This window comes from Oricola nitratireducens, from assembly GCF_014904745.1.
Lineage (GTDB): Bacteria > Pseudomonadota > Alphaproteobacteria > Rhizobiales > Rhizobiaceae > Oricola > Oricola nitratireducens.
Genome location: NZ_JACZCS010000014.1, coordinates 242,624 through 264,517, shown reverse-complemented (window position 1 = coordinate 264,517; position 21,894 = coordinate 242,624). Strand labels below are relative to the sequence as shown.

15 protein-coding genes and 1 tRNA gene are annotated in these 21,894 nt (G+C 58.6%); 5 read left to right on the top strand and 11 right to left on the bottom strand.

From position 1 onward, the window contains the following. Positions 1-11: 11 nt before the first annotated feature. From IG169_RS09740 to IG169_RS09690, 11 genes are all read right to left on the bottom strand, one after another. Positions 12-1,157, bottom strand: a complete 1,146-nt coding sequence (locus IG169_RS09740) for a sulfotransferase (RefSeq protein ID WP_193176002.1) — start codon at positions 1,155-1,157, stop codon at positions 12-14. Between the two features lie 7 nt (positions 1,158-1,164). Continuing rightward, positions 1,165-1,926, bottom strand: a complete 762-nt coding sequence (locus IG169_RS09735; protein ID WP_193176001.1) for an NAD-dependent epimerase/dehydratase family protein — start codon at positions 1,924-1,926, stop codon at positions 1,165-1,167. Continuing rightward, positions 1,923-2,582, bottom strand: a complete 660-nt coding sequence (locus IG169_RS09730) for a TylF/MycF/NovP-related O-methyltransferase (protein ID WP_193176000.1) — start codon at positions 2,580-2,582, stop codon at positions 1,923-1,925. The genes IG169_RS09735 and IG169_RS09730 overlap by 4 nt, the downstream gene beginning before the upstream one ends. Before the next feature lie 303 nt (positions 2,583-2,885). Beyond that, entirely contained in the window at positions 2,886-3,995 is a 1,110-nt protein-coding gene (locus tag IG169_RS09725) for an FkbM family methyltransferase (protein ID WP_193175999.1), read from the bottom strand. Positions 3,996-4,005: 10 nt separating this feature from the next. Then, positions 4,006-4,950 (bottom strand): NAD-dependent epimerase/dehydratase family protein, encoded by a 945-nt coding sequence (locus tag IG169_RS09720; RefSeq protein ID WP_193175998.1) that lies wholly within the window; start codon positions 4,948-4,950, stop codon positions 4,006-4,008. 36 nt (positions 4,951-4,986) lie between these two features. Further along, a complete protein-coding gene (locus IG169_RS09715; protein WP_193175997.1) occupies positions 4,987-6,123 on the bottom strand; it encodes a glycosyltransferase family protein in 1,137 nt (378 codons plus the stop codon). After that, positions 6,120-8,126 carry a glycosyltransferase gene (locus IG169_RS09710; RefSeq protein WP_193175996.1) on the bottom strand — a complete coding sequence of 669 codons (2,007 nt, stop codon included), beginning with the start codon at positions 8,124-8,126 and terminating at the stop codon, positions 6,120-6,122. The genes IG169_RS09715 and IG169_RS09710 overlap by 4 nt, the downstream gene beginning before the upstream one ends. Continuing rightward, on the bottom strand, positions 8,123-9,265 hold the full coding sequence (wecB, locus tag IG169_RS09705; protein WP_193175995.1) for a non-hydrolyzing UDP-N-acetylglucosamine 2-epimerase: 1,143 nt from the start codon (positions 9,263-9,265) through the stop codon (positions 8,123-8,125). Before wecB ends, IG169_RS09710 begins: the two co-directional genes overlap by 4 nt. A 71-nt stretch (positions 9,266-9,336) precedes the next feature. Continuing rightward, positions 9,337-10,320 carry a GHMP family kinase ATP-binding protein gene (locus tag IG169_RS09700; protein WP_193175994.1) on the bottom strand — a complete coding sequence of 328 codons (984 nt, stop codon included), beginning with the start codon at positions 10,318-10,320 and terminating at the stop codon, positions 9,337-9,339. A gap of 311 nt (positions 10,321-10,631) precedes the next feature. Continuing rightward, positions 10,632-13,688, bottom strand: a complete 3,057-nt coding sequence (locus IG169_RS24035; protein WP_193175993.1) for a M10 family metallopeptidase — start codon at positions 13,686-13,688, stop codon at positions 10,632-10,634. Positions 13,689-13,827: 139 nt separating this feature from the next. Then, on the bottom strand, positions 13,828-14,448 hold the full coding sequence (locus tag IG169_RS09690; RefSeq protein ID WP_193175992.1) for a hypothetical protein: 621 nt from the start codon (positions 14,446-14,448) through the stop codon (positions 13,828-13,830). Positions 14,449-14,585: 137 nt separating this feature from the next. On the opposite strand from IG169_RS09690, the gene IG169_RS09685 reads away from it, so the two are divergent. The 5 genes from IG169_RS09685 to IG169_RS09665 all read left to right on the top strand — a co-directional run bounded on the left by IG169_RS09685 (position 14,586) and on the right by IG169_RS09665 (position 21,863). Continuing rightward, positions 14,586-14,660: transfer RNA gene (locus IG169_RS09685), tRNA-Gln, on the top strand. 219 nt (positions 14,661-14,879) lie between these two features. Beyond that, positions 14,880-16,859, top strand: coding sequence for a polysaccharide biosynthesis protein (locus tag IG169_RS09680; protein ID WP_193175991.1), 1,980 nt, complete (start codon positions 14,880-14,882; stop codon positions 16,857-16,859). A gap of 280 nt (positions 16,860-17,139) precedes the next feature. Further along, a complete protein-coding gene (locus IG169_RS09675; RefSeq protein ID WP_193175990.1) occupies positions 17,140-18,423 on the top strand; it encodes an O-antigen ligase family protein in 1,284 nt (427 codons plus the stop codon). Between the two features lie 276 nt (positions 18,424-18,699). Continuing rightward, positions 18,700-20,535 (top strand): type I secretion system permease/ATPase, encoded by a 1,836-nt coding sequence (locus tag IG169_RS09670; RefSeq protein ID WP_193175989.1) that lies wholly within the window; start codon positions 18,700-18,702, stop codon positions 20,533-20,535. Positions 20,536-20,576: 41 nt separating this feature from the next. Beyond that, positions 20,577-21,863: an HlyD family type I secretion periplasmic adaptor subunit gene (locus IG169_RS09665; RefSeq protein ID WP_193175988.1), complete on the top strand. Its 1,287-nt coding sequence runs from the start codon at positions 20,577-20,579 to the stop codon at positions 21,861-21,863. The last annotated feature ends 31 nt before the right edge of the window (positions 21,864-21,894 follow it).

The window sequence follows — 21,894 nt, the reverse complement described above, 5'->3', positions numbered from 1 at the left end:
GTCGTGCTTTGTTATCCGCCAGTGGTATCTGCCCCTGTCTGCGGCAGTCGCGCTCTTAATTTTTCGGCCTTGGTCCAAACTTGGGCGAGAGAATGAATGTCTGGCCGATCCCCTTTGATGGACGCCCGCTGCGACGAGTTCTGATGACCGGATTCAAAGGCTGTCGTGCCTAGCGCCTCGCATTTTGCGGCGGCGACCTTTACGGATTCGAATATGTCACGAAACTCTTCTTCCAAGTTCATGAGTGCGGCATATTTTTCTTCGGCGTCGTGTTTAGTTCGTCTTTCGGGGCGAAAAACGCTACTCGCAACCGGAAGGTCGATCCCAACGAACTGTTCCAGTTTGGGAACTGAATTGCTCCCGAAATCATCCGCGATGAATGTCTTCGTGTTCGGAAAAATCCTCACGAAGTTCGCCCATATTTTTACATATCTGAGCCATGCATCGCACTCTTTCAGCATGTCTTCGGGTTTGTCCCTCTGAATAAGCTTCAAAGTGGAAATCAATGTGTCGATAGGATTTCGGATCAGGAAAATATATTTCGACTGTAAAAATCGGGCTTCAAAAAAGTCCTGAATGCCATCTTCGCCCTTTTCCGATATATGAAACGACGATAGAGCGACTTTCTCACCGACGATATCGAAATTATGGCTCAATTCATTTAGGTATTCCCACCAGGTATTGTCCTGGTCTGGGAGCAGGTCGGGGGCATATGTCGATTTTGTTTTTTGGTTTTTGAATCCTAGATGCTGTTTGTTGAATTCTGATCTGAAAGACGTCCAGTCTCTATCCAGAAAAAAATTCGCCTCACCGAGAATAAAAACTCTTTCGGAGGTGTTCAGCATTTGCAAAGTCAGTGTCGTACTGGATCGCGCATAGCCGATCACGAACACGCATTTGTTAGCCAGACTTCGGCATACCTCGACTTCTCGGGAGTCGCGCGGTTCGATGTTCGAAATTTCGGGACGCTGATTGTTCTTTGCCCTGAGTTTGCCGAGCTCACCGTTAACAACCTTGAGAAGATCTTTTTGTTGCGCGGTCTCCTGTCGCGACGCACGCAACTCGGCTTCCAGAGTCGCCAGTCTGCCCTGTAGTTCGTCGCGTTGCTCATACAGGCGATGGATTTGGGGAATGCGAAGGGCGATTTGTTTCAACATTGAATCACTAACCTGGAGCGAGAAAATCGCGAACGCTGTCAAACGTTCGAGGAAGTTTCACCAGCTCTCCCGCTTGTTGGGTTGATATCTCGTATCTCACAGGCAGGGCATCCGCGGGGTGCGGTAGTTTACGACCGGCCAAGTCCATGATCTCGGCAGCGGAAGCAGTGCCCCGCCCGGTAAGATTGACGACCTGGTTGCGGACGCCCTTGTCGAGTAACTCCAGAACCAGACGCGCCGAATCGTCGGTATGAATGAACTGGAACCGGCTCTCGGGATGCACAAAGAGCTTGTCGCCGTGAAGAATGTCGTAGACTGCGTTCTTCTTCAGGCCCGGCCCGACAAAGCCGCCCTGGCGGACGATCAGCCAGTCGGGCGCGGCGTGCCGGACGCAAAGCTCGGCGAGATATTTGTGAAAGCCATAGGGGCTTTGCCTGTCGACGTCGATTTCGGCGTCTTCCCGCGTCAATTCGGGCGAAGAACAATCGGGATAGATGTCGCTCGTCGAGAGGAACAGATAGGTCCCGAATTTAAAGTCGGCGAGCGTGTCGCGCACCGATTGCACCGATGCGCGGAACTCGGCCTTCGGATCATCCTTGGCCAGAAACTTCTTCGAATTGCCGTTGGCGTTTATGAAGAGATCGCAGGACTTGCCGACGAAATCGCCGTAGTTTTCCCGGGTGATGATCTCGAATGGCAGACCGCGCTCGCGCAGTGTCCGCGCGAAGCCGCTGCCCACAAAACCGTTGCCGCCGAGAAGGAATATCATCGGGGTTTTGTAACCTTAAGATAGAGATGGCCGATGCTGTTATAGGCGAGGAACTCGAAAGCCAGCCCGCTCTTGGGTGTCCATTCGTAGAAGGCCTTAGTTTCTCCCTTCTGCAGGTTCCATGTCCAGTCGTCGAAAACCAGAATGGCGCCGTCGGAAAGGCGCGGCTGCAGATAATCCAGGCACTCGACCGCCGGCTGGTAGAGGTCGCAGTCGATTCGTGCGTAAGCGATCTGTTCGATCCCTTGGGCGAGTGGCTGCGGCAGCGTGTTGGAGAACCAGCCCTTGACGAGGCTGACATGCTTGCGCTCGTCGCATTTGAGGCGAGCGGAAACGGCTTCCAGGCTGGCCGCATATTGTCCTTCCGACCAGCAGGCGAGATCGTCTTTCGCCGACGGCGCGGGCAAGCCCTCGAAACTGTCGAAGCCGTAGATCGGGCGCACCAGCCCGAGATCCTCGCAGGCGAGACAGAGCTTTTCGAGCCACAATCCCTCGAACACGCCGAACTCGACGATCGCGCCGGGAATGTTTTCGTCGCGCACGGAGCGTAGCAGTTCTTTTGCGAAGGCGGTCTCCGCCTCCATCATCGCCTTGCTCACGATGGCGCCGAAGGGATCCTCAGGATCCCAGGACGAGGCCAGGGGAGCACGAGGCATCGGGGGCGTCCCACGGATATGCCCGCTTGCCCAGTAGCCATAGTCCAATTCCGGAACTTCGTAACTCTTGGCGGGCTCGCTCTCCTTCGCATCGGCCGTTACGCTCGTCGCGGCCTGCTCCGCCGATTGGCTCAGCGCGATCTCAATGGCCCTTAACCGCTCCATCACGATCGGAAACCCAACAAGTCTGCGAACAAAATCAACAATCTGGCGTTTCATTGTTTTTCCTAATGCCTCAATCCGTCGGTCGCACCGTCATAGGTGCCGATAAGGCCATTGCCACTATGAAGGAAGATCATATCCCTATGCCGATTTTGGGCCTTTGCCGCCCTGCTCAACAATATCTGATACCAATTGTTGCCATCCGCTCAGTTTCCTTGAGATGCAAATGAAGTCGGTGTGTTGGGAGGGGTAAGCATCAATGCGGGTGACCGCCTCGGCTATTTTCTCTTCGGGAATTGGGCCAAGGCCCACATTCGCGTCGTCGAGGACCACAAAGTTGTGGCAAAGAAGCGCCAAGAAATCGCCGGGCTCTAACCGTGCTCGCATGGCGTGTGGTGTGAATTCAACATGTAACACAACGGGTTGCCGTTCAATGAGTGCACGAGCACCATCGACAACTTCGTAATCGAAACCCTGTGTGTCGATCTTCAAGAATGTTGGCAGATCAAGACTTCTTTCCGCCATGAAATCATCGACGGTTGTAACTGGCGCGGGGCGAGACATCGTAACGCCGCGCGTATCGATCGGATTGCCGAGCCGGTTGTTTTCCGTGTTTCCGATCTCCGAATAGAGCAACGTCATTCCCGACCAGTTGCTGACGGCCTTTGGGAAAAATTCGACTGCCCCCATTTCGGCGTTCATTGCGATGTTGTGGGGAGCGAGACTTCCGGCGTCGCCGGGATCAAACGCGAATACGGGTTCCGATCGCCCGGCCAGCCTCAGGTGGTTGGCGAAAGCGATTGCGGAGGTTCCATATTGGCAGCCGATGTCGAGAACGGCGACGCGGTCAAAACTTTCGAGGAGATAATCCAGACTTCTGCCCATCGGCGTTCCGGCGAACACCGAGCCCCTAGGCGGTTGCCGACGGCGTAAGAAGACGCCCGGTGCTTCTCGTTGCACGGCACATTTGTATTCGTCCGGGATTTGCCGATAGGCCAAATCGTCCATGTACATGAAAAGCGGCATGCTACCGTTAAGTACCAGATCGATGCGCCTTTCATGCGTAACGATGGCTTCGAGTCTGGCGAGGCGCTCCCCCAAATCATTCGTGAAGGTGTGCTCTGAAGCGGATTGTTTCGGATTAAGAACGGCCGCTCGCGTCTCCGCCATGTTTTCGATTGCCCTCACTCGCTCCATCACGATCGGAAATCCAACGAGTCTGCGTATAAAATCGACAACCTGGCGTTTCATGGTCTTTTCCCTAAAGCCTCAGGCCGTCTGTCGCGCCGTCATAATTCTTCGCGAACCAGTTGATCGTGCGCTCCAGCCCGTCGCGTATCGGCGTGTCGCAGCTTAGTCCGAGGGACTTCAGCCTGTCGGTGGCGAAGATCTTGACCATCTGCCCGTCGGGCTTGGACGTGTCCCAGTCGATTTCGCCCGAAAAACCGGTCATCTCGCGGATGATCTCGGCGAGTTCCCGGATCGCCACGCGCGTGCCGCTGGAGATGTTGACCGGCTCGGGGGAGTCGTATTCCTCGATGAAATAGGGGATGGTCCGGGCCACGTCGCCGGCATAGACGAAATCGCGTTCCGGGGTGCCTGTCCCCCACATCACGACCCTGTCCGCGCCGTCGAGCTTGGCTTCGTAATAGCGGCGTATGAATGCGGGCACGACATGGCTGTCGAGCGTGTTGAAATTGTCGTATTCGCCGTAGAGATTGCCCGGGATGATGACCGACGTCTTGAGGCCGTACTGGTCCCGGTAGGAACGGCCCGCGACGGTTCCCATCATCTTCGCGGTCGAATAGCCCGCGCTTTCCTTTTGCGGATAGCCCTTCCACAACTGCTCCTCGTCGATGGGGCTGGTCGCCGTGGACGGATAGGAGCATCCCCCCATCGGATAGACGAGCTTCTTCACATCGTGGCGCGCGGCCGCCTCGAATGTGAGCGCGGTCAGGATCGTGTTGCGGAAATAGAAATCGGCCGGATAGGTCCGGTTGGCGCCGATCCCGCCCGAATAGGCCGCGTAATGGACGACGACCTCCGGGCGGATGTCCGCAAACATCCGCGCGACCGCCGCGGGCTCCATCAGGTCGTAGTCGGAAGACGAGACGCCGATAACATTGCCGGCGCCGTAGCGCTCTTGCAGAACCGGCAGCGTGTGCCGGCCGAGAAAGCCGGTGGCGCCGGTAAGAAGAACCTTCATTCAGTCAACTCCTGTATTCGTTTCCCGGTCGGGAGGTCACTGCAGCCAGGACGAAACGTCGAACTGGCGGATGAACCTGTTTATTTGAACATCCCACGACAATTCCTGTTCGACCGCGCGTTCGCAATTCGCCACGAGTTCATCATATTCGCTCGTCCCCATCAGTTCGACCGCCGTCTTCAGGCCGGCGATCAGGTGATGGCGTTCCCAGCCTTCCAGCAACAGGCCGCATCCATAGCGCTCCACCAGCATCCTGGCCTGCGGGTGCGGCGCGGTGATGGGAGGAACGCCTGCCGCGATCGCCTGGAAAAGCTTGTTCGGAGCGGCGTTCAGCAGGGCGTGCGATATCGGAAGCCAGAACACCAGGGCAAAATCGTAGGAAGGCAATATCTCGTCGAGCTGGCTGCGCGGAATCTGCCCGAACCATGTCGTGTTCGATGTCGGCGAAGTCTTCAGGTTCTTGAACTCCTCGCGCATTTCCGCGACGGCGGCCTCGCTTCCCGACAGGTTGCCATAGACATCAATCGCGAATTTGTTGACGTCGGAGTCGAGTATGAAGTCGCCGATGGTCCTCTTCGGATCGATGGTTCCCGCATAGATGATCTTGCCGGACTTTTGCTGCTTCGGCCTGCAGGGCGCATCGGCCGTGTTGTAGACAATCCCGATCTGGTCGGACCGCAGTCCGTATCGGCTTGCATCGATCAGGGCCCGGTTCGATTCCGGAAATATCCAGATATCCGTGCGGGCGGACGCGGCCTTCAGCCCCTTTTCGCGTTCCGCGCTGATGGTGTTGGCGCCGATATACGACTCGGCGTCCTCCAGCGCGTAATGGACCACTTTCTTCGGCTTGTATTCGAGCAGGTTCACGATCTCCAGGCAGTTGTAGTTGAAAATCGCGACGATGTCGGGCCGCATCGAGTTCAGCAAATCCGCCGCCCGGCTCTTGTACGACCTGTTGCCGAGATAACTGTAGGGATGCATGGCGGTCGGAACCGTGATGACCGACATGTGGTCGTTGTTGTGGTGGTGCCCAGGCACCCGCCCCGGCACCGACGGCTGAATGATGACGCCTTCGGTATCGAACAGTTTGCACAAAGAGCGAATGAAGGCCGGGATCTGCGGAGATCCGTAACCGACGACCACATCGGAGACTGCAGCGATCCGCACATTCATGATCTTGTTTCCGTAAGCATATTGACGAGCGTTTCGCAGGAGTGAAACTCTGTCCAGCGCTTCTTCAGTTCCTGCGCGGCCTGCAAATAGGCGTCGTAATGCTCGATCAATTCGATTGTCGCCAGACTAAAATCTTCGGGACGCGAAAACAGCGCCGAACCCCTAAATAGCGGCAACGTATTCCTTGTCGTGAGCTGATGGAGCGTCAACTCCTTGATCGGCAGTGTCTCCGGTTCATGGCGGTTCTCGTCTCCGCGATCGAAACTGAGCTTCAAACGGATTTCATCGACGTTCCCGGGAAGCCGGATTAATCCGAGAGCCTTTTGGATCCTGAGGTCGATTGTGTATTGGTGCAGGTATGGCGGGCTCGAATTCGGCAGCGCCACTTTCCGGGGGCTGGATACCCACCGGATATCGAGATAGTGCCCCGGCTGGCCAGCGAACTGATCGATCTCGACGATGAAGTGCGCGTATTCGCCTTTTCCGCGTGGGACGATCCTCAATTCCGACAGCTGTTCCACGTCTTTGACGCGGATCGATTGCGATACCTTGTGTGTCTCGAGGCACGACCGGTAATAGGCTTGATTGGCCGACAACAGCTCTTGCGACATCCACGATTTGTCGGTGGTGACGCTGGGGATTCCCGCGGCAACCGCTTCGGCGAAAATTCCCGAGCTGCGCGCATAGTAGTTCTCGGAAAGATAGGGGATGAGCAGAATATTCGCTTCGTTTAAAAGTGCTGCGTATTCCGCGCTTGAAAACGGTCCTTCCGGCAGCTTCACAAAATCGGCGGATTCGGACGTGAGTTCGGTCTTGGCGATACGGCAAACCGGTTCGCCCAGCGGGATATTGAAGTTGCTCTGAATCACGAACCGGAGCTGTTGCTCGGTATATCCGGCTGCGCTGACATCCCTGACGCATCGAGAAAGGCTCGGATAGCCTTTCTCGGTCCTGGCATCACCGATGTAGGTTAGCTTGAGGGGAGGCGTCCCTTTTTCGGCGTCCTCGACATTGGATTCGTCAAGCGGTATCGGCAGTGTCGTAAAGTCGAATACACCAAGTGTCCGGTATTGCTCACTTAACGCGTCGGTGTCGGTGTAGAACCGGGCATCTGCCCCGTCGGCCGTCTTTCTGAACTGAAAAAGACCTTCCGATGTGTCCGTGGCGGAGCGTATCTGGGACGAGTATTGCGGCTCCCGCCCGGTATAGATATTGCGCCGGAAAAGAAATCGCCACGAAATGTCGTCGTGCTTCGTTTTCTCGAGGAACGACGCTATCCCGAGAAGCTCGTTGCTTCCAAGCGTGGGGACGAACAATATGTCGCCCGCGGACGGATTGATGTTGCGGAAAAAGGAGCGCAGGTCATCGCGGAACTGCTCCTGCTTTTTTCCATCGGATGAGGTTGTTCTGAAAAACCTCTTGGCGCCGATAATCGCTGCGAGCGGCAGGAAAAGCGCCAGACCGAGCGGTATCATGACCACACCGAGCACCCGCAAGCCGAGCTTTGTCGGCCAGCGCAGCAGCCGCGGAAGGCGATGAAATCTCGCCTGGGCGAAGGCAAGGGCAAATCCCGTCGTAGCCTGCAGTCTCGCCAAACGGGACTGTCTCAAGTCGTCGAGGCTTTTGATCGCGAGGTGGCGTGGAGTGCCTTGGCGCGCCGCAAGATAGGCAACGCCTGCCGTTGTGCCGGCCAGGGCGCCTTTCAGACGTTCCTTCCAGCGGCAGAGTATCGCCATTGCGCGGTGTCTGGCCGGCACGACCTTCGTGTCGGCCGGCAAGTTCTCGAAAAAGGTAAGCGTGAAAGCGTTGTCGACTATGTCGATATGGGAATTGTCGATCGAATCACATTTTTTGTTGGTGCCCAGGACAGTGACATAGCCTTGCTTTTTTGCCTCGCGTAGAACGCGTATGGCGTATTCGAGGTAGTGGCCCCCCGAATTCTGCAAGCTCTGGTCGACCAGGATGAAGCGCCTTTGGCGATCTCGATTGGATGGCTGGCTCATAACTCGACGAAGTCTTCCGTTTCTCGACGCGCGCTGATGTCAAAATAGTGCCTCAGGGCATCGACGATACGCTCCGCGGCCTTGCCGTCGCCGTATGGCGATCCGCCCAAAGCCATTCTCCGATAGGCTTTCTGATCGGTGAGGAGCATGTTCAGAACATCGTAAATTCGTTTGTACTGGGTGCCTGCCAGAACAGCGACGCCAGCCTCAACCGCTTCCGGGCGTTCGGTCTGTTCCCGGGTCACCACGACTGGCTTTCCAAGCGCCGGCGCCTCCTCCTGCACCCCGCCTGAATCTGTAATGACGAGGTATGCTTGCCGAAGGGCGGCTGTGAACTGCCTGTAGGGGAGAGGACTGCAAAGGTGAATCCTTTCGCGGCTGCCAAGCATATCTCTTACCGTGCGCTCCACGTTTGGATTGGGGTGCACCGGCAAAAGCACTTCCACATTGTCATGAGTATCGACGATGTCTCGAACGGCGGAAAGGATACGCGCCAACGGTTCACCGAAATTTTCGCGCCGATGCACCGTCATGAGGATCAGGCGTCTGTCTTCGCGGGTCTGCCACGGCGCTTCGAGCGCGGTTTCCGGGAGCCCGAAAAGCGCATCGATAACCGTATTCCCGACGATCATGATCTGCTCTTTGGGCACTTGTTCTTTTAAAAGCGCCTCGGCGGCCGAACGCGTCGGCGCGAAATGGAGACTCGCCAGGCGGCCGCACACGACCCTGTTGAATTCTTCGGGAAAGGGATTTTGCATGTCGCCGGTCCGCAATCCGGCTTCAATATGGGCGAACGGAATTTTCTGGTAAAAACAAGCCAAGGCGACGGTCATGACCGTTGTGGTGTCGCCTTGCGCAATCATCATGTCGGGTTTTTCGTGTTGCAGCTGCGGTTCAAGCGCCTGCAGGAGTTTTGCGGTCAAGCCGGTCAGCGTTTGGTCGGGCGCCATCACGTTCAGGCTGGTATCGGCATCGATCCCGAAATCCGCCATGACCTCGGACGCCAGCTCCCGATGTTGGCCGGTGAACAAGGTCCGAAGCTCAACCCAGTTTTCCTTCCGGAGCCTTTGGATAATGGGCGCCATTTTGACGGCTTCCGGTCGCGTCCCGTACACGCATACGATGCGCTTCCTAGGCATGACCATTGCCCCTCGATACCGTGGCATGACCGGGCGAATTCGTGGGACGGACGCGAGGTCTCGCCTTGCACTTACGGCGCATAGTGAACGATCTGGCTTCCTGAGGTCTCGAACTTGAAGGGAACATGCACCAAACCGTCCAGGGCGTCGCGAATGTCGCCATGCTTATCGGGTGATGCAAACAGCATCATGAAGCCGCCGCCGCCGGCGCCCATCAGTTTGCCGCCGATCGCGCCGGCGCGTCGGGCGCGTTCATATACTGCGTCGATGCTCTCGTTGCTGATTTTGTTCGTCAGTCCGCGTTTATGCACCCACCCCTCATGAAGCAGTTCGCCGAAACCGCGAATATCGCGGTTTGATTCAAGAAGGTCCAGCGCCTCGTCCACCATGGATCGCATGCGGTGAAGCGACGGGCTTTTTTCTTTCATGCTTTCCAGCTGGGCTTCTGCGATATGCGATGAAAAGCGCGAAAAACCCGTGAAAACAAGTATGAGGTGCCGATTCAGTTCCTCCTTGCGCGCCGCCGGCACAATAACCGGCTCTGCCCTGACCGTGCCGTCACGACCGAACTGAATGAGGTTGAAGCCACCCAGTGCTGCCGCGAACTGATCCTGGGAGCCGACCGCCTCACCAAGGACATCCTGCTCGATGCGAATTGCTTCGTCCGCGAGCCACTGCTTCGTGACGCGCCGCCCCTGAAACGCGGCCAGCGTATTCAACAAGCCAACCACAAAGGAAGATGACGATCCGAGACCGGAGCGGGCCGGCAAGTCGGCGTCGCAATGGACTTCCAGCCCGCATTCCAGCTCTGTTTCGCGAAGCACGGCGCGGACCGCCGGGTGCTCGATTTCATCAATGGTCTTGGTGTTCTCGAGTTTCGAATAGGCGATTCGATATTTGAAATCGAAGAATGGCGGGAGCTGCCTGCAGCTGACATAGGTGTATTTGTCGAATGTCGTCGAGAGCACCGCGCCACCATGTTTGCGGTACCAGTCGGGATAGTCTGTTCCCCCTCCGAAAAATGACATGCGGAAAGGGGTTCTCGAAATGATCATGAATCGGGCTCTTAAGACTTCCACCCGCTGGTAACATAATGCCTGTCGGCTTCAACGAAAAACCCGCTGTTCACACAATATGTAGGGTTTTTGCTCAATACGCGCGTGCGGATCGGCAAGATTTAGGGGGCGAAGATTACGGATGCGTGTTGCCGTCATGACGCGAAATTCAATTTCGGGCGCATGTCGGCGCGATGAAATCAACGGTGCGCTCAAACAGGCGAAGATACGCTCTTCGGGCGCGAGCAGCCCTGGGTTGTCTGTCTCAAGAGGGCCCGGTTGGCAGCGACCAGACATGCGTCCGGGCCGGCTCAGGACATGAAATCGAAATCAGACCCGGACACTCCGGTCAGTTCGGCCCATGTCATGACGGTCCCGTCGGCGAATTCATAGGCCTCGATATGCTGGCCTTCCTGTCCGATGCGCAGTTCGCCGCTGGCCGAGCCGTCGTTCCACAGCATCCGCAGCGAGGTGCCGTTCACATTGGAGTAGGTGTAGGAGTCGAAGCTGATGTCGGAGAAATTGAGGTCCTGGAAGACGACGCGGTCGGCCGCGCCGTCGCCGGCGCCTTCGGTGGCGGCGGAGATGAAGACGCGTCCGTTGTCCTTGGCGTAGACGTAGGTATCGTCACCGGTGCCGCCAAAGAGATATTGCCACACGCCGGTTCCGGCTCCGGCGTCGAGCGTGTCGTTGCCGTCATAACCCCACAGCACGTCGTTTCCGCCGAGGCCGTTGATGGTGTTGTCGCCCGCGTCGCCGAAGAGCGTATCGTTGGCCGCCGTGCCGTTGATCGCGGCCGGGTCCGGCGTGGCCAGCAACTCGGCCCATGTCATGACGGTCCCGTCGGCGAATTCATAGGCCTCGATATGCTGGCCTTCCTGTCCGATGCGCAATTCGCCGCTGGCCGAGCCATCGTTCCACAGCATCCGCAGCGAGGTGCCGTTCACATTGGAGTAGGTGTAGGAGTCGAAGCTGATGTCGGAGAAATTGAGGTCCTGGAAGACGACGCGGTCGGCCGCGCCGTCGCCGGCGCCTTCGGTGGCGGCGGAGATGAAGACGTTTCCATTGTCCTTGGCATAGATGTAGGTGTCGTCCCCGGTACCGCCAAAGAGATATTGCCACACGCCGGTTCCGGCTCCGGCGTCGAGCGTGTCGTTACCGCCATAACCCCACAGCACGTCGTTTCCGCCGAGGCCATTGATGGTGTTGTCGCCCGCGTCGCCGAAGAGCGTATCGTTGGCCGCCGTGCCGTTGATCGCGGCCGGGTCCGGCGTGGCCAGCAACTCGGCCCACGTCATGACGGTCCCGTCGGCGAATTGATAGGCCTCGATATGCTGGCCTTCCTGCCCGATGCGCAATTCGCCGCTGGCCGAGCCGTCGTTCCACAGCATTCGCAGCGAGGTGCCGTTCACATTGGAGTAGGTGTAGGAGTCGAAGCTGATGTCGGAAAAATTGAGGTCCTGGAAGACGACGCGGTCGGCCGCGCCGTCGCCGGCGCCTTCGGTGGCGGCGGAGATGAAGACGTTTCCATTGTCCTTGGCATAGATGTAGGTGTCGTCACCGGCACCGCCAAAGAGATATTGCCACACGCCGGTTCCGGCTCCGGCGTCGAGCGTGTCGTTGCCGTCATGACCCCACAGCACGTCGTTTCCGGCGTCTCCGTACAACGTGTCGTTGCCGTCACCGCCCTCAATCGTGTCGTTGCCATCACGTCCGTGGATCGTGTCGTTGCCGCCTTCGCCCCGCAGCATGTTGGCGCCGCCGTCGCCGAAAAGCTGGTCGTCATGGCCGGAACCCTGCAGGTTTTCGATGGACGAATAGCTGTCGCCGGCGGCAAGGCCGGTGTTATTGCCGGAAATCTGCAGATCGGCGGTCGTGTTGGAGGTCGCATCGTAGTAACTTGCCCAGTCGGATCCGGCGCCGCCGTAGAGAGCGTCGGCGCCTGCTTCGCCGTGCAGGACATCGTCGCCGTCGCCGCCATAGAGCGCATCGTTTCCGGCGCCGCCGGCGAGGACATTGTTTGCGTCATTGCCGGTTATGGTGTCAGCGCCTGATCCGCCGAATGCATTTTCAATCACCGTCCCGGAGGCGATCGACAGATTCCCGATCAGCCCGCCGGTGTCGGAAATCGATCCCGGGGTAAGGTCGATGCGGTTGTTATGCGTGGACTCGCTGAGATCGATTGTGTCGGTGCCGCCGTCATCGACGATTGTCAGCGCGTAATTCGTGCCTTGGTCGTCGAGAACCGCCGCGCTGAAGCTGCTGTTGCCGGTATTGTTGTTATACCCGTAAACGGTATTGCCCGTTCGGGTCGTGCCGCCGGCGCCATAGAGATCGGTGATCGCCACGATATCGGCGAGCATTGGCGTCAGCAGATATGCGTAGGAGGCGTTGACGGCAGTGTTCTCGTACTGGCTGAAATACGACATCACCGTCGCTTGCCAGGAGTCGTTGGCGTAGAGATTGTCGACGCCGTAGGTGGCGCTGCCGTTGTAGTCGCCCGCGTGGCCGAGGCCCAGCGCGTGGCCGATCTCGTGAATGAACGTCTGGAGGGTATAGGCCGAGCCCTGGCTCGTCAGCCAATCCGAGGCGACGTTCACGTTCGATGACAGGATCGTCGAGCCGCTGCGGCTGGACGAGGAATAGGCCTGCATGCTCCCTGTTTGCGTGAAAGTGATTTCCGCGGAGCCGGAGGTTTCGACGAACTGCACGCCGATGATGTCGGACCATGTCGCGAGCGCGCTTCGCGCCATCCCGGCATAGGTCGCGTTGAGCGCCGTCAGGTTGAAGGTTATGGCGTCGTCCGCGCCGACATTGAATGCCCGCTGCGAGCCGCCCCAGTAGCCCATCGTCAGCTGGTCGGCGATTTGCTGTGTTGTCCAGAACTGACCGTTGTCCGGCGGCGTATAGGTCGCCGCCTCGACCATGTATCCGCCCGCCAGACTGTCGTTGTAGGAGCCTGCGTCGATATAGTAGGTGCCGCTCGATGTGGCGGTGTAAACCAGCGACGAGTTCAAGTCCGGACCACTGTCGTCGTCGAAGCCGACCAGCGTGCCGCTGGCGCGGCTCGTCGATCCCGGCGAATAAAGGCTCAGATACGTGTCCGTGACCGGCGTCGCACCGTAGCCGGACAAGTTGATCACATAGGTTTCGCCGGCGACAAGGTTAACTGCGATCCAGTCGCTGTCACCTACCGTTTCCAGGTCCCCGACGTAGCTGCCGCCGATGCCGATCGAGGCGCCAGTCGCACTGGTACCGGGAAGATCGGCGTAAGTGGGAGCGTCGTTGCCGTCCGCAAGCGGCGCCGCGCTCGCGGCGAACACGCAATCGCTCGAATAGGTTTTCAGAGCTGCGCAGGACAGGCACATCGTCAGTTTCTCCAATCAGCCTGTTTGAAAACAAGACGGATCGGATCGGTTTTACGTTTGAGGTTGAAAAAAAAGATTAAGCCGCGGAATCAAATCGACCTGATTGACCAACGATTTCTTAACGGGCCCGGACAAGCGGCTATTGCGTCAAACGGCGCAGGGTATCGGCAAGCATGGCAAGCGCCGCATCGTTGAGGGGCGCATCGCTGATTTCGATGTGCATGTCATCGAAGCGGTTCTGCCCGTCGGTCCGCCATTCCTGCGCGGTTCCGACAGCGTAGCGATAGGAGATCGCGTGTTGCGAGACGATGCGGGCTTCAAGGACATGGAAACGGGTCGTCATGTCGTCAGCCGGGGTGTCGGCAATGGTCGAATCCAGAGCCGCGCGTGCCATCGGCTTTGCATCGAGAACCTCGGCCGCCCTGGCGCACAATGCATCGGCAAACCCGGTGTCGATCTTGGCTGTATCGGTTGTCACTTTGCAGAATATCAAGTCCATCGCGTTTGCCTCGCATGCCGATCCCAGGGCCAGGACACATGTGGCGGCGAGCCCGTATCCGAGATGTTTGAGTTTTCGCATCTGCATGCCTTCACATTCGTCGGTTTCCCTTCGGCGCATGATCAGGTGGCGCCGTGCGGTCCATTTTGTTCCCCGGGCATGAGCTGTTCCACGCTCGGATACCTTTCCCGCCTGCAAAGCCGCTGATGCCGACCACCCGCCGTTCTTTTCCGTTGCCGGTTCACGCTCCTGATCTGGCAATGAACTTGACAGGCCGCGGTACGAATATATACCGGCTCACCAGCGAACGAGCCGATTTTCGGCGGCGGACATCCGGCGCATATCGTGCCTCGTGATATTACCATCCCGTTAACGGCGACACGCGCCGCGAAAGGATTTGGGGCGTAGCCAAGCGGTAAGGCAGCGGTTTTTGGTACCGCCATGCGCTGGTTCGAATCCAGCCGCCCCAGCCACTCTCCGGTAGTTGAGGTCCTTCGCCGTCTTTATGATGTTGCGCGCTCGTTTTTCTTCGATCGCGGGCGTGACGCAATTCACACAGTGAAATGGAACGTGTTGAAATGTTCCTCCAATGCCAAGAAATCGCGGTATTGTTGCCACGATAAATTGCCTATCGACAACGACGAAAAGCCTGTCACCATCTAACGAATCAGAACAAGCGAAATCTATCTTTGATGGCTGCCTACGATCTTAGGAACATAACCTCGTTTTTGGCGACCAGGCTGTCTCGCCGGGAAAAACAGGGCGCTCAACTCCTCTTCGATTTCGCTGCCTTGACTGGGGCGGCCACGTTAGCGTTTTTCGTCACGCGCGGCAGAGGGCATGGTTTTGATATTTCCGAGATCGCGTACATTATCGCGGCACCCTTGATTGCTGTGCCGATATTCATTCGGCTTGGCCTTTACCGGGCTGTTCTGCGCTACCTTCCGGACAGGGCTTTTCTTACGATTTTCCAGGCAGTGGTTCTGGCAGCACTGTTATGGACCGCACTGGCGTTTTTCACCGAGGGCTTCGGTACTTTCGGTATTTCTAGAAGCGTTCCTTTTCTCTATGCGGTAGTCGGGTTTGTCTTGATCGCGTCCAGCCGCTTTCTGGCGAAATGGATGCTGTATAGTGCCGTCGACTCGCAAAAACGGCGTCGAACGTTGATCTACGGCGCCGGGCGTGCGGGAACACAGCTTGCCGCGGTATTGGGCACCGGAAGCCAGGCAAAATTGCTTGGCTTCATCGATGACGATCGGGATCTGCAGGGACGCGATGTGGCCGGTCTGCGTGTCTATCCTCCGCAACAGCTTGAAAACCTTGTCAGAAATCTCGGTATTGAAGAAGTTATTCTGAGTATTCCTTCGGCGACAGGCGCGCGCAAGCTCAGCATCGGCTCGACGCTCGCGCAACTGCCGGTGAGGGTGCGCGTCCTGCCGGCGGTGTCCGACTTTGCGGCCGGCCATTTCAGCGTGAATACCCTGCGGAATTTCGATATTGGCGAATTGATTGGTCGGTCAACGGTTCCCCCGGACCGGGACCTGATCGAAGAGGTTGTCCGCGGCAATCGCATCCTCATCACCGGGGCTGGCGGCTCGATCGGAACGAGCCTCACCAAGCTCGTGGACGCTTATGGGCCGCGGGAACTGATCCTTGTCGACAGCAATGAGTATTCCCTCTACCAGGTTGCACGGTCGCTTCCGAACGCCAATCGAGTCTACCCGCTGCACGCGTTTCTTGGCTCGGTAGCCGACCGCAAATTCATGGAGCGCGTTTTCAGGCGCGAGCCAATTGGCGCGGTATTCCACGCCGCAGCGTACAAACATGTCGACCTCGTGGAGCAAAATGTCCACGAAGCGATCCGTAACAACATTATCGGGACTCAGGTTACGACAGAAGTCGCGTTTCAAAACGGCGTAAAGCGTTTTGTCTTCATTTCGACCGACAAGGCGGTCAATCCGACGAGCGTCATGGGGGCGACGAAGCGCATTGGTGAGCTGATCATCCGTAAGCATGCCGAAAACGCCGCCGGAATGCAGACCGGTCAGACGTTTCTCTCGGTTCGCTTCGGTAATGTGATCGGGTCGAGCGGTTCTGTCGTGCCCCTCTTCAAGGAACAGATCGAAAATGGCGGCCCGGTGACCGTCACCGATAGGGACGTCACGCGCTACTTCATGGCGGCCTCTGAGGCGGTTGAACTGATCGTGCAGGCGGCCGCCATGTCCAAGGGCGGCGAAACGTTCCTGTTGGACATGGGGGAGCCGATCTCTATCTGGGAACTGGCGCGCAATATGATCGGCCTTGCCGGCATGCGGGTCCGGGACGAAGCGAATCCCGACGGAGATGTCGAGATCAAGATCATCGGGCTCCGGCCGGGCGAAAAGATGCACGAAGAGCTCTTGTACAATGCCGATTCGACGAGCACGACCGCCCATCCGAAAATCATGAAAGCCAACCGGCCCATGGACGTGCGTGACAAGATCGACGGCATTTTGGCGACGCTGATGAAAGGGGTCGACGAACTCGAGGAAGCCGCTCTGAGGGATCTCTTGCTGACGCTTACCGACGAATTCAACCGCGCCCATTATCCAAGTCAGGTGATCGATCTTTCGAAGAAGGCGGGCTTTGGCGCGGCGCACGCCGGGAAAAAACCTGAAAACAGGATAGCCTAGCGGTGAGACTTCCGCTGGTTTCCGGGCTGTATCGTAAACACGGGATGGATCGTTCAAGGCGTGCTTGACGCGGACCGGTTCGCTTCTCGGGGTCACGGTTATTCCGTCTGTCGGCACCCAATTCGCGATGTGAACACGAGGGCGCGTTGCCTTGGCTTTGCCGCTCCTTTACGGTCTCGTTGTCGGCCGCTTAGCTGATTGACCAGCCGGTGAAACAGAAGCGGGGCGAGGGCAAGATATCAGTGGATTCCCGATGCGCAATGCGCCATCCGAAAGCCGAATGTCGCCGCTTGAGCTACCTCTGACCTTCGATCCGCGAAAAATCCATGCCGCTTTGCATCGGTTGGATGCGATGGATCGCAACAATCTGATCTGGGCTTTTTTTATCGGTGCATCGGCGCCGGCCTTCGGAAGCCTGTTGTCCGTCATCGTCTGGTCCACGTTCATCTGGGCGATCATGTCCTTTCTGGCCGGCCGTCTGCCGGTCCGGGCGAACCGCAACACGGTCGCGATTGTCGTTGCCACGTTCGCCTATGCGGCGGTGAAAATTCTTTTCACGTTCGCCCATTCGGGGCTCGACACATGGCAGTACTGGCAATCTCTTCTGATTTTTTTCTCGCCGATGTTTTTCCTGTTTCGGCTGCGCCTTTCCAATCGCGCGAAAATGCTGGATTCTTTCGTACTGGGCAGCGGTTTTTCGACGTTGCTGGCCGTGCCGCATGCCGCCTATGAAACATTCTGGCTAGGCAGGCGCGCGGATACGTTTTGTGGCAATCCTGGCGTGTTCGCCGTCATGGCTCTGGTGTTCGGTTCGATCGGCGTACTGAACGTCATGTCGTCCCGAAACGACCGGCGGTGGCTCGGAATTCTGTCCTATTTCGCCATGGTGTTTTGCGTATTCGCCTCGGGTTTGAGGACAGCATGGGTCATGTTGCCGTTCGTGTCGGCGATCATTCTTTGGGCGGTTGGTCCGACAATGCCGAAGCGGCTTTTCCGCCGGGGCCTGGCCCTGTCGCTCGCAGCGGTGCTGCTTGGCGTCAGTTTCGCCAGCGCGCCATTGATCCAGCGCGTCGAGATGTTCGAGGATGACATCGCGAATATCCGGCAGTCCGGCGATTACCAGTCGTCCACCGGTCTTCGCCTGTTGATGTATCAGGGCGCGTGGCGTGCGATCGAGGCGGCGCCGTTGGCTGGGTACGGGCTTGCCGGGCGAATGAATGCGGTAAGGCAGAACCTGCCCCAGGAATGGCGCCGCATCCCGTTTACCCATCCGCATAACGGTTTCCTGGCCGCCCTGTTGGATGCCGGAGCTGCGGGACTGGTCGTTTTGATGGTCGTGTTGGCTGCGCCTGTCTGGATAGCCGCAGTCGCGCCGCGTGATGCCGCATGGCGATTGCGGATGGCAATCGGTGTTTCGTTGACGGCAAGCTACGTGATCACGGGAATGACGGGGATCATATTCGAGCACGATATCATGGACAGCGCCTTCGTGATTACGCTGGTCATACTGGCCGCATCGGCCAATCCGGACGAAGACGATCGTCTCGAAAAGAGTCAGGAATAGCGACGATCAGCGCATTCATCCCGTCTGCGGGCCATTCTTTACGCTTCGATAATTTCAAATCCCGATAATCGGAGTCCTGTATCGCTCGCAAATGTGAGGCCGGGCGGCTTGGCGGCTTCGGTCTGAACAGTCCGATTAGAACGGCTGGATTGCTCCAGTGCCAGCCGGGAGCGGAAAAGCGACAGGGCCGCCGATTGCCTTCACCGGCATATCGCGGCTGACCAAAAAGGATCGGGCGGTGATGATTGTGGAAAGCGGTGAGCGGGAATTTCGACGATGAAACCCAAATTTGCCCCGGCGGCGCGCGCTGTCGCGGAAATCGGCGTCTTCTCTTTCGTCGTCAATGCGCTGATGCTCGTTATGCCTCTGTACATGCTGCAGATTTACGATCGCGTCCTGCCGTCTTCGAGCATGGAAACGCTGGTCTTTCTGACGATTATCGCGGTCGCCGCGCTCGGATTGCTCGCCATACTGGAGATCGTGCGCGGAATCTACGCCAACCGCCTTGCGGCGCGCCTGGACGTCTCGCACAGCAGGAATGCGATGGTGGCGTCCATGGGTTCGCCGCGCGCCAGCCTCGGCGACATTCAGAACCTGCGCGATCTCGCCGCCGTGCGCTCCTTCATTGCATCCAGGTTGATGTTCTCTCTGTTCGACCTTCCGTTCGCGCCGCTCTTCATCCTCCTGCTTTGGCTGGTGCATCCGGTTCTGTTCTGGATGACGTCGGCCGGAGCCGTTGTCCTTGCCGGTATCGCGATCGCCAATCAGGCGGCGACGCAGGCGGCGGCGCGCCGGGCGTCCGAAAACGGTATCGCGGCTCTGATGACCGCGCAGACCTTCGTGCGCAACGCGGAGACACTGCGCGCGATGGGGATGGTCGGCAACGCTGTTTCGGCCTGGGCGCGCCAACACGCGCCGGAACTCGAGGCTCATGACGATATCGCTCGCATCAACGCATTGTTTGCCGGGTTGTCGCGCTTTTTGCGCCTCGGGCTGCAGATCGCCGTGCTCGGCGTCGGTGCGCTGCTCGTCCTGAAAGGAGAAATGACCGCGGGAATGATTTTCGCAACGTCCCTGATCTCTGGTCGGGGACTGCAGCCGATCGACCAGGTCATCGGCGGCTGGCGGCAATACATGGATGCGCGCACGGCGTGGCGACGTCTTTCCGGCAGGACCGTCTCCGCCGGGAAGGATCGCGACTTCACCGATCTGCCGGCGCCGCGCGGACGCGTGGAGGTCGAAAACGTGACCTATTTCGCACCCAATTCAGCCGCCGACGCCGCGCCGATTCTGAAAAACGTGAGTTTCCGGATTCCGGCCGGCGCCGTGGTCGGCGTCATCGGTCCGAGCGGGGCAGGGAAGTCCACGCTCGCGCGCCTTGTTGTTGGCGCGATCAGCCCGCGCGCGGGGGCCGTCCGTTTCGACGGCGCCGACATCGGCAACTGGGACAGCGAAGTCCTCGGACAGCACATCGGCTATCTGCCGCAGGACGTGGAGCTTCTGCCGGGAACGATTGCCGAGAACATTGCCCGCTTTGCGCCGAATTTCGAAGACGCGGAAATGGTGGAGGCGGCGGTCCGCGCGCAAGTCCATGATCTCATCCAGTCCATGCCGCAGGGCTACGACACGGTGATCGGACCGCAGGGGATGGTGCTGTCGGGCGGTCAACGCCAACGTGTCGGCTTGGCCCGTGCCTTCTATGGCAGGCCAAATCTCCTGGTACTCGATGAGCCGAATGCCAATCTGGACAGTGACGGCGAACGGGCGCTTGAGCGGGCGATCGACGAGGCGCGCGTCGCAGGAGCGACGGTGATCATTGTGACGCAGCGCATGTCGATCGTGCGCGAGGTCGACATGTTGCTCGTGCTGCGCGCCGGAATGATCGAGGACTACGGGCCGCGCGATCAAGTGCTGGCCCGGAAGAAGCAGCAGTCGATGGATGCGGCCGGGAAGCGGAAGCTGGCGGCCAACGCCAATACAGGAAAAGCCGTCATGCAGGCCGATGCTCCCGACAGGGCAAGGCAAATATCGCCTTTCGCAACGTTTGGACCCGGATTGCGCCCCTTATCCCGTCAAGTACCTGACGAAGACGAGCAAACGAGGCAGCCATGACGGATTCCGCGTTACGGGCCGGTCAGGATTGGACGTCTTCGGTGAAAACCGGAACGCGCAAAATTGCGCTTCTGGGATATCTCGCGGTCGCACTTTTCATCGGGGGATTCGGCATCTGGGCCGCGACGGTGCCGCTTGCGGGAGCGGCAATCGTCTCGGGCATCGTGGCGGCTGCGGGCAACAACCAGATCGTCCAGCATCTCGAAGGTGGCATCCTGCAAGAGGTCCATGTCCATGAGGGGGAACGTGTAACGGCGGGCGAGCCGCTGTTCACGATGGATCCGACCCGCGCACAGTCATCTTTGAACGCACTGACGAAACAATGGATCGGCTTGCGGGCACGCAAGGAACGGCTTGAAGCACAACGCGACGGCAAGGCGGCTTTGGAGTTTGACAGCGGGCTTGTCGCACTGGCCGGAAAACATGGTCTCGATCATGTCCTCGAAGAACAGCGTGACGAGTTCGCCGCGCGCCTGGCGCGCTACAACTCCGAAATCGTCATTCTCAAACAGCGCGTCGGCGCCGGAACAGAAGGGATCTCCGGCTACGATAGCCAGAAAAAGGCGCTGGAAGAGCAGCTTGCGGTGGTGAGTGAAGAGACGCGCCGAAAGGAAACCCTGCTCGATCAGGGCCTCGTCAACCGCTCGGAATACACCGCGCTTCTGCGTGCCCAGGCCGAACTGGTCGGGCAGATCGGTTCGATCGCGTCCCAGATCGAGCAGACGAAGTCCCAGATCGTCGAAGCGCGCGAGCAACTCGTCCGGCAGGAAACCCAGCGCGTCGAACAATCGCTTTCGGATTTGAGCGACGTCAGCGCCAAAATGGGCAACCTCGAAGAGCAGATGAATGCGGCGCAGGACGTTCTCGACCGGACCGAGGTCCGTGCGCCGTCGGATGGCGTCGTGATCCGGATTTTCCAGAATACGCCCGGCAGCGTGATCCAGCCGGCCGGAGAGCTTGCGCAGTTGCTGCCGACCAACTCCGAACTGATCGTCGAGGGCCGGATCCGGCCGACTGACATCGATATCGTGCGGCCCGGCCAGAAGGCCGAGTTGCGCTTTGTGGCATTGAATTCGAGGAGCACGCCGCAGGTTTCCGGAACGGTGTCCTACATTTCGCCCGACCGGCTGGTGGATGCTGCCTCCGGCCAATCCTACTACGTGGCGCGCCTGCGCATCACCGACGATCTGCCGCCGGAAATCAATCGCGAACAGATCTATCCGGGCATGCCGGTCGAAGCGATGATCTCGACCGGCGACCGTACCTTCCTCGAATACCTCGCCAAGCCGTTGACCGACTCGTTCACCCGCGCCTTCCGCGAAGATTAGGGACCTTTCCGCGATCCGGAAAACGAATCCG

Excerpts from the sequence above, each read along its gene's own strand:
- IG169_RS09730 (WP_193176000.1), bottom strand. The coding sequence starts at position 2,582 with ATGCCTCGTGCTCCCCTGGCCTCGTCCTGGGATCCTGAGGATCCCTTC.
- IG169_RS09715 (WP_193175997.1), bottom strand. The coding sequence starts at position 6,123 with ATGAATGTGCGGATCGCTGCAGTCTCCGATGTGGTCGTCGGTTACGGA.
- wecB (WP_193175995.1), bottom strand. The coding sequence starts at position 9,265 with ATGCCTAGGAAGCGCATCGTATGCGTGTACGGGACGCGACCGGAAGCC.
- IG169_RS09725 (WP_193175999.1), bottom strand. The coding sequence starts at position 3,995 with ATGAAACGCCAGGTTGTCGATTTTATACGCAGACTCGTTGGATTTCCG.
- IG169_RS09700 (WP_193175994.1), bottom strand. The coding sequence starts at position 10,320 with ATGATCATTTCGAGAACCCCTTTCCGCATGTCATTTTTCGGAGGGGGA.
- IG169_RS09720 (WP_193175998.1), bottom strand. The coding sequence starts at position 4,950 with ATGAAGGTTCTTCTTACCGGCGCCACCGGCTTTCTCGGCCGGCACACG.
- IG169_RS24035 (WP_193175993.1), bottom strand. The coding sequence starts at position 13,688 with ATGTGCCTGTCCTGCGCAGCTCTGAAAACCTATTCGAGCGATTGCGTG.
- IG169_RS09670 (WP_193175989.1), top strand. The coding sequence starts at position 18,700 with ATGAAACCCAAATTTGCCCCGGCGGCGCGCGCTGTCGCGGAAATCGGC.
- IG169_RS09740 (WP_193176002.1), bottom strand. The coding sequence starts at position 1,157 with ATGTTGAAACAAATCGCCCTTCGCATTCCCCAAATCCATCGCCTGTAT.
- IG169_RS09675 (WP_193175990.1), top strand. The coding sequence starts at position 17,140 with ATGTCGCCGCTTGAGCTACCTCTGACCTTCGATCCGCGAAAAATCCAT.
- IG169_RS09710 (WP_193175996.1), bottom strand. The coding sequence starts at position 8,126 with ATGAGCCAGCCATCCAATCGAGATCGCCAAAGGCGCTTCATCCTGGTC.
- IG169_RS09680 (WP_193175991.1), top strand. The coding sequence starts at position 14,880 with ATGGCTGCCTACGATCTTAGGAACATAACCTCGTTTTTGGCGACCAGG.
- IG169_RS09735 (WP_193176001.1), bottom strand. The coding sequence starts at position 1,926 with ATGATATTCCTTCTCGGCGGCAACGGTTTTGTGGGCAGCGGCTTCGCG.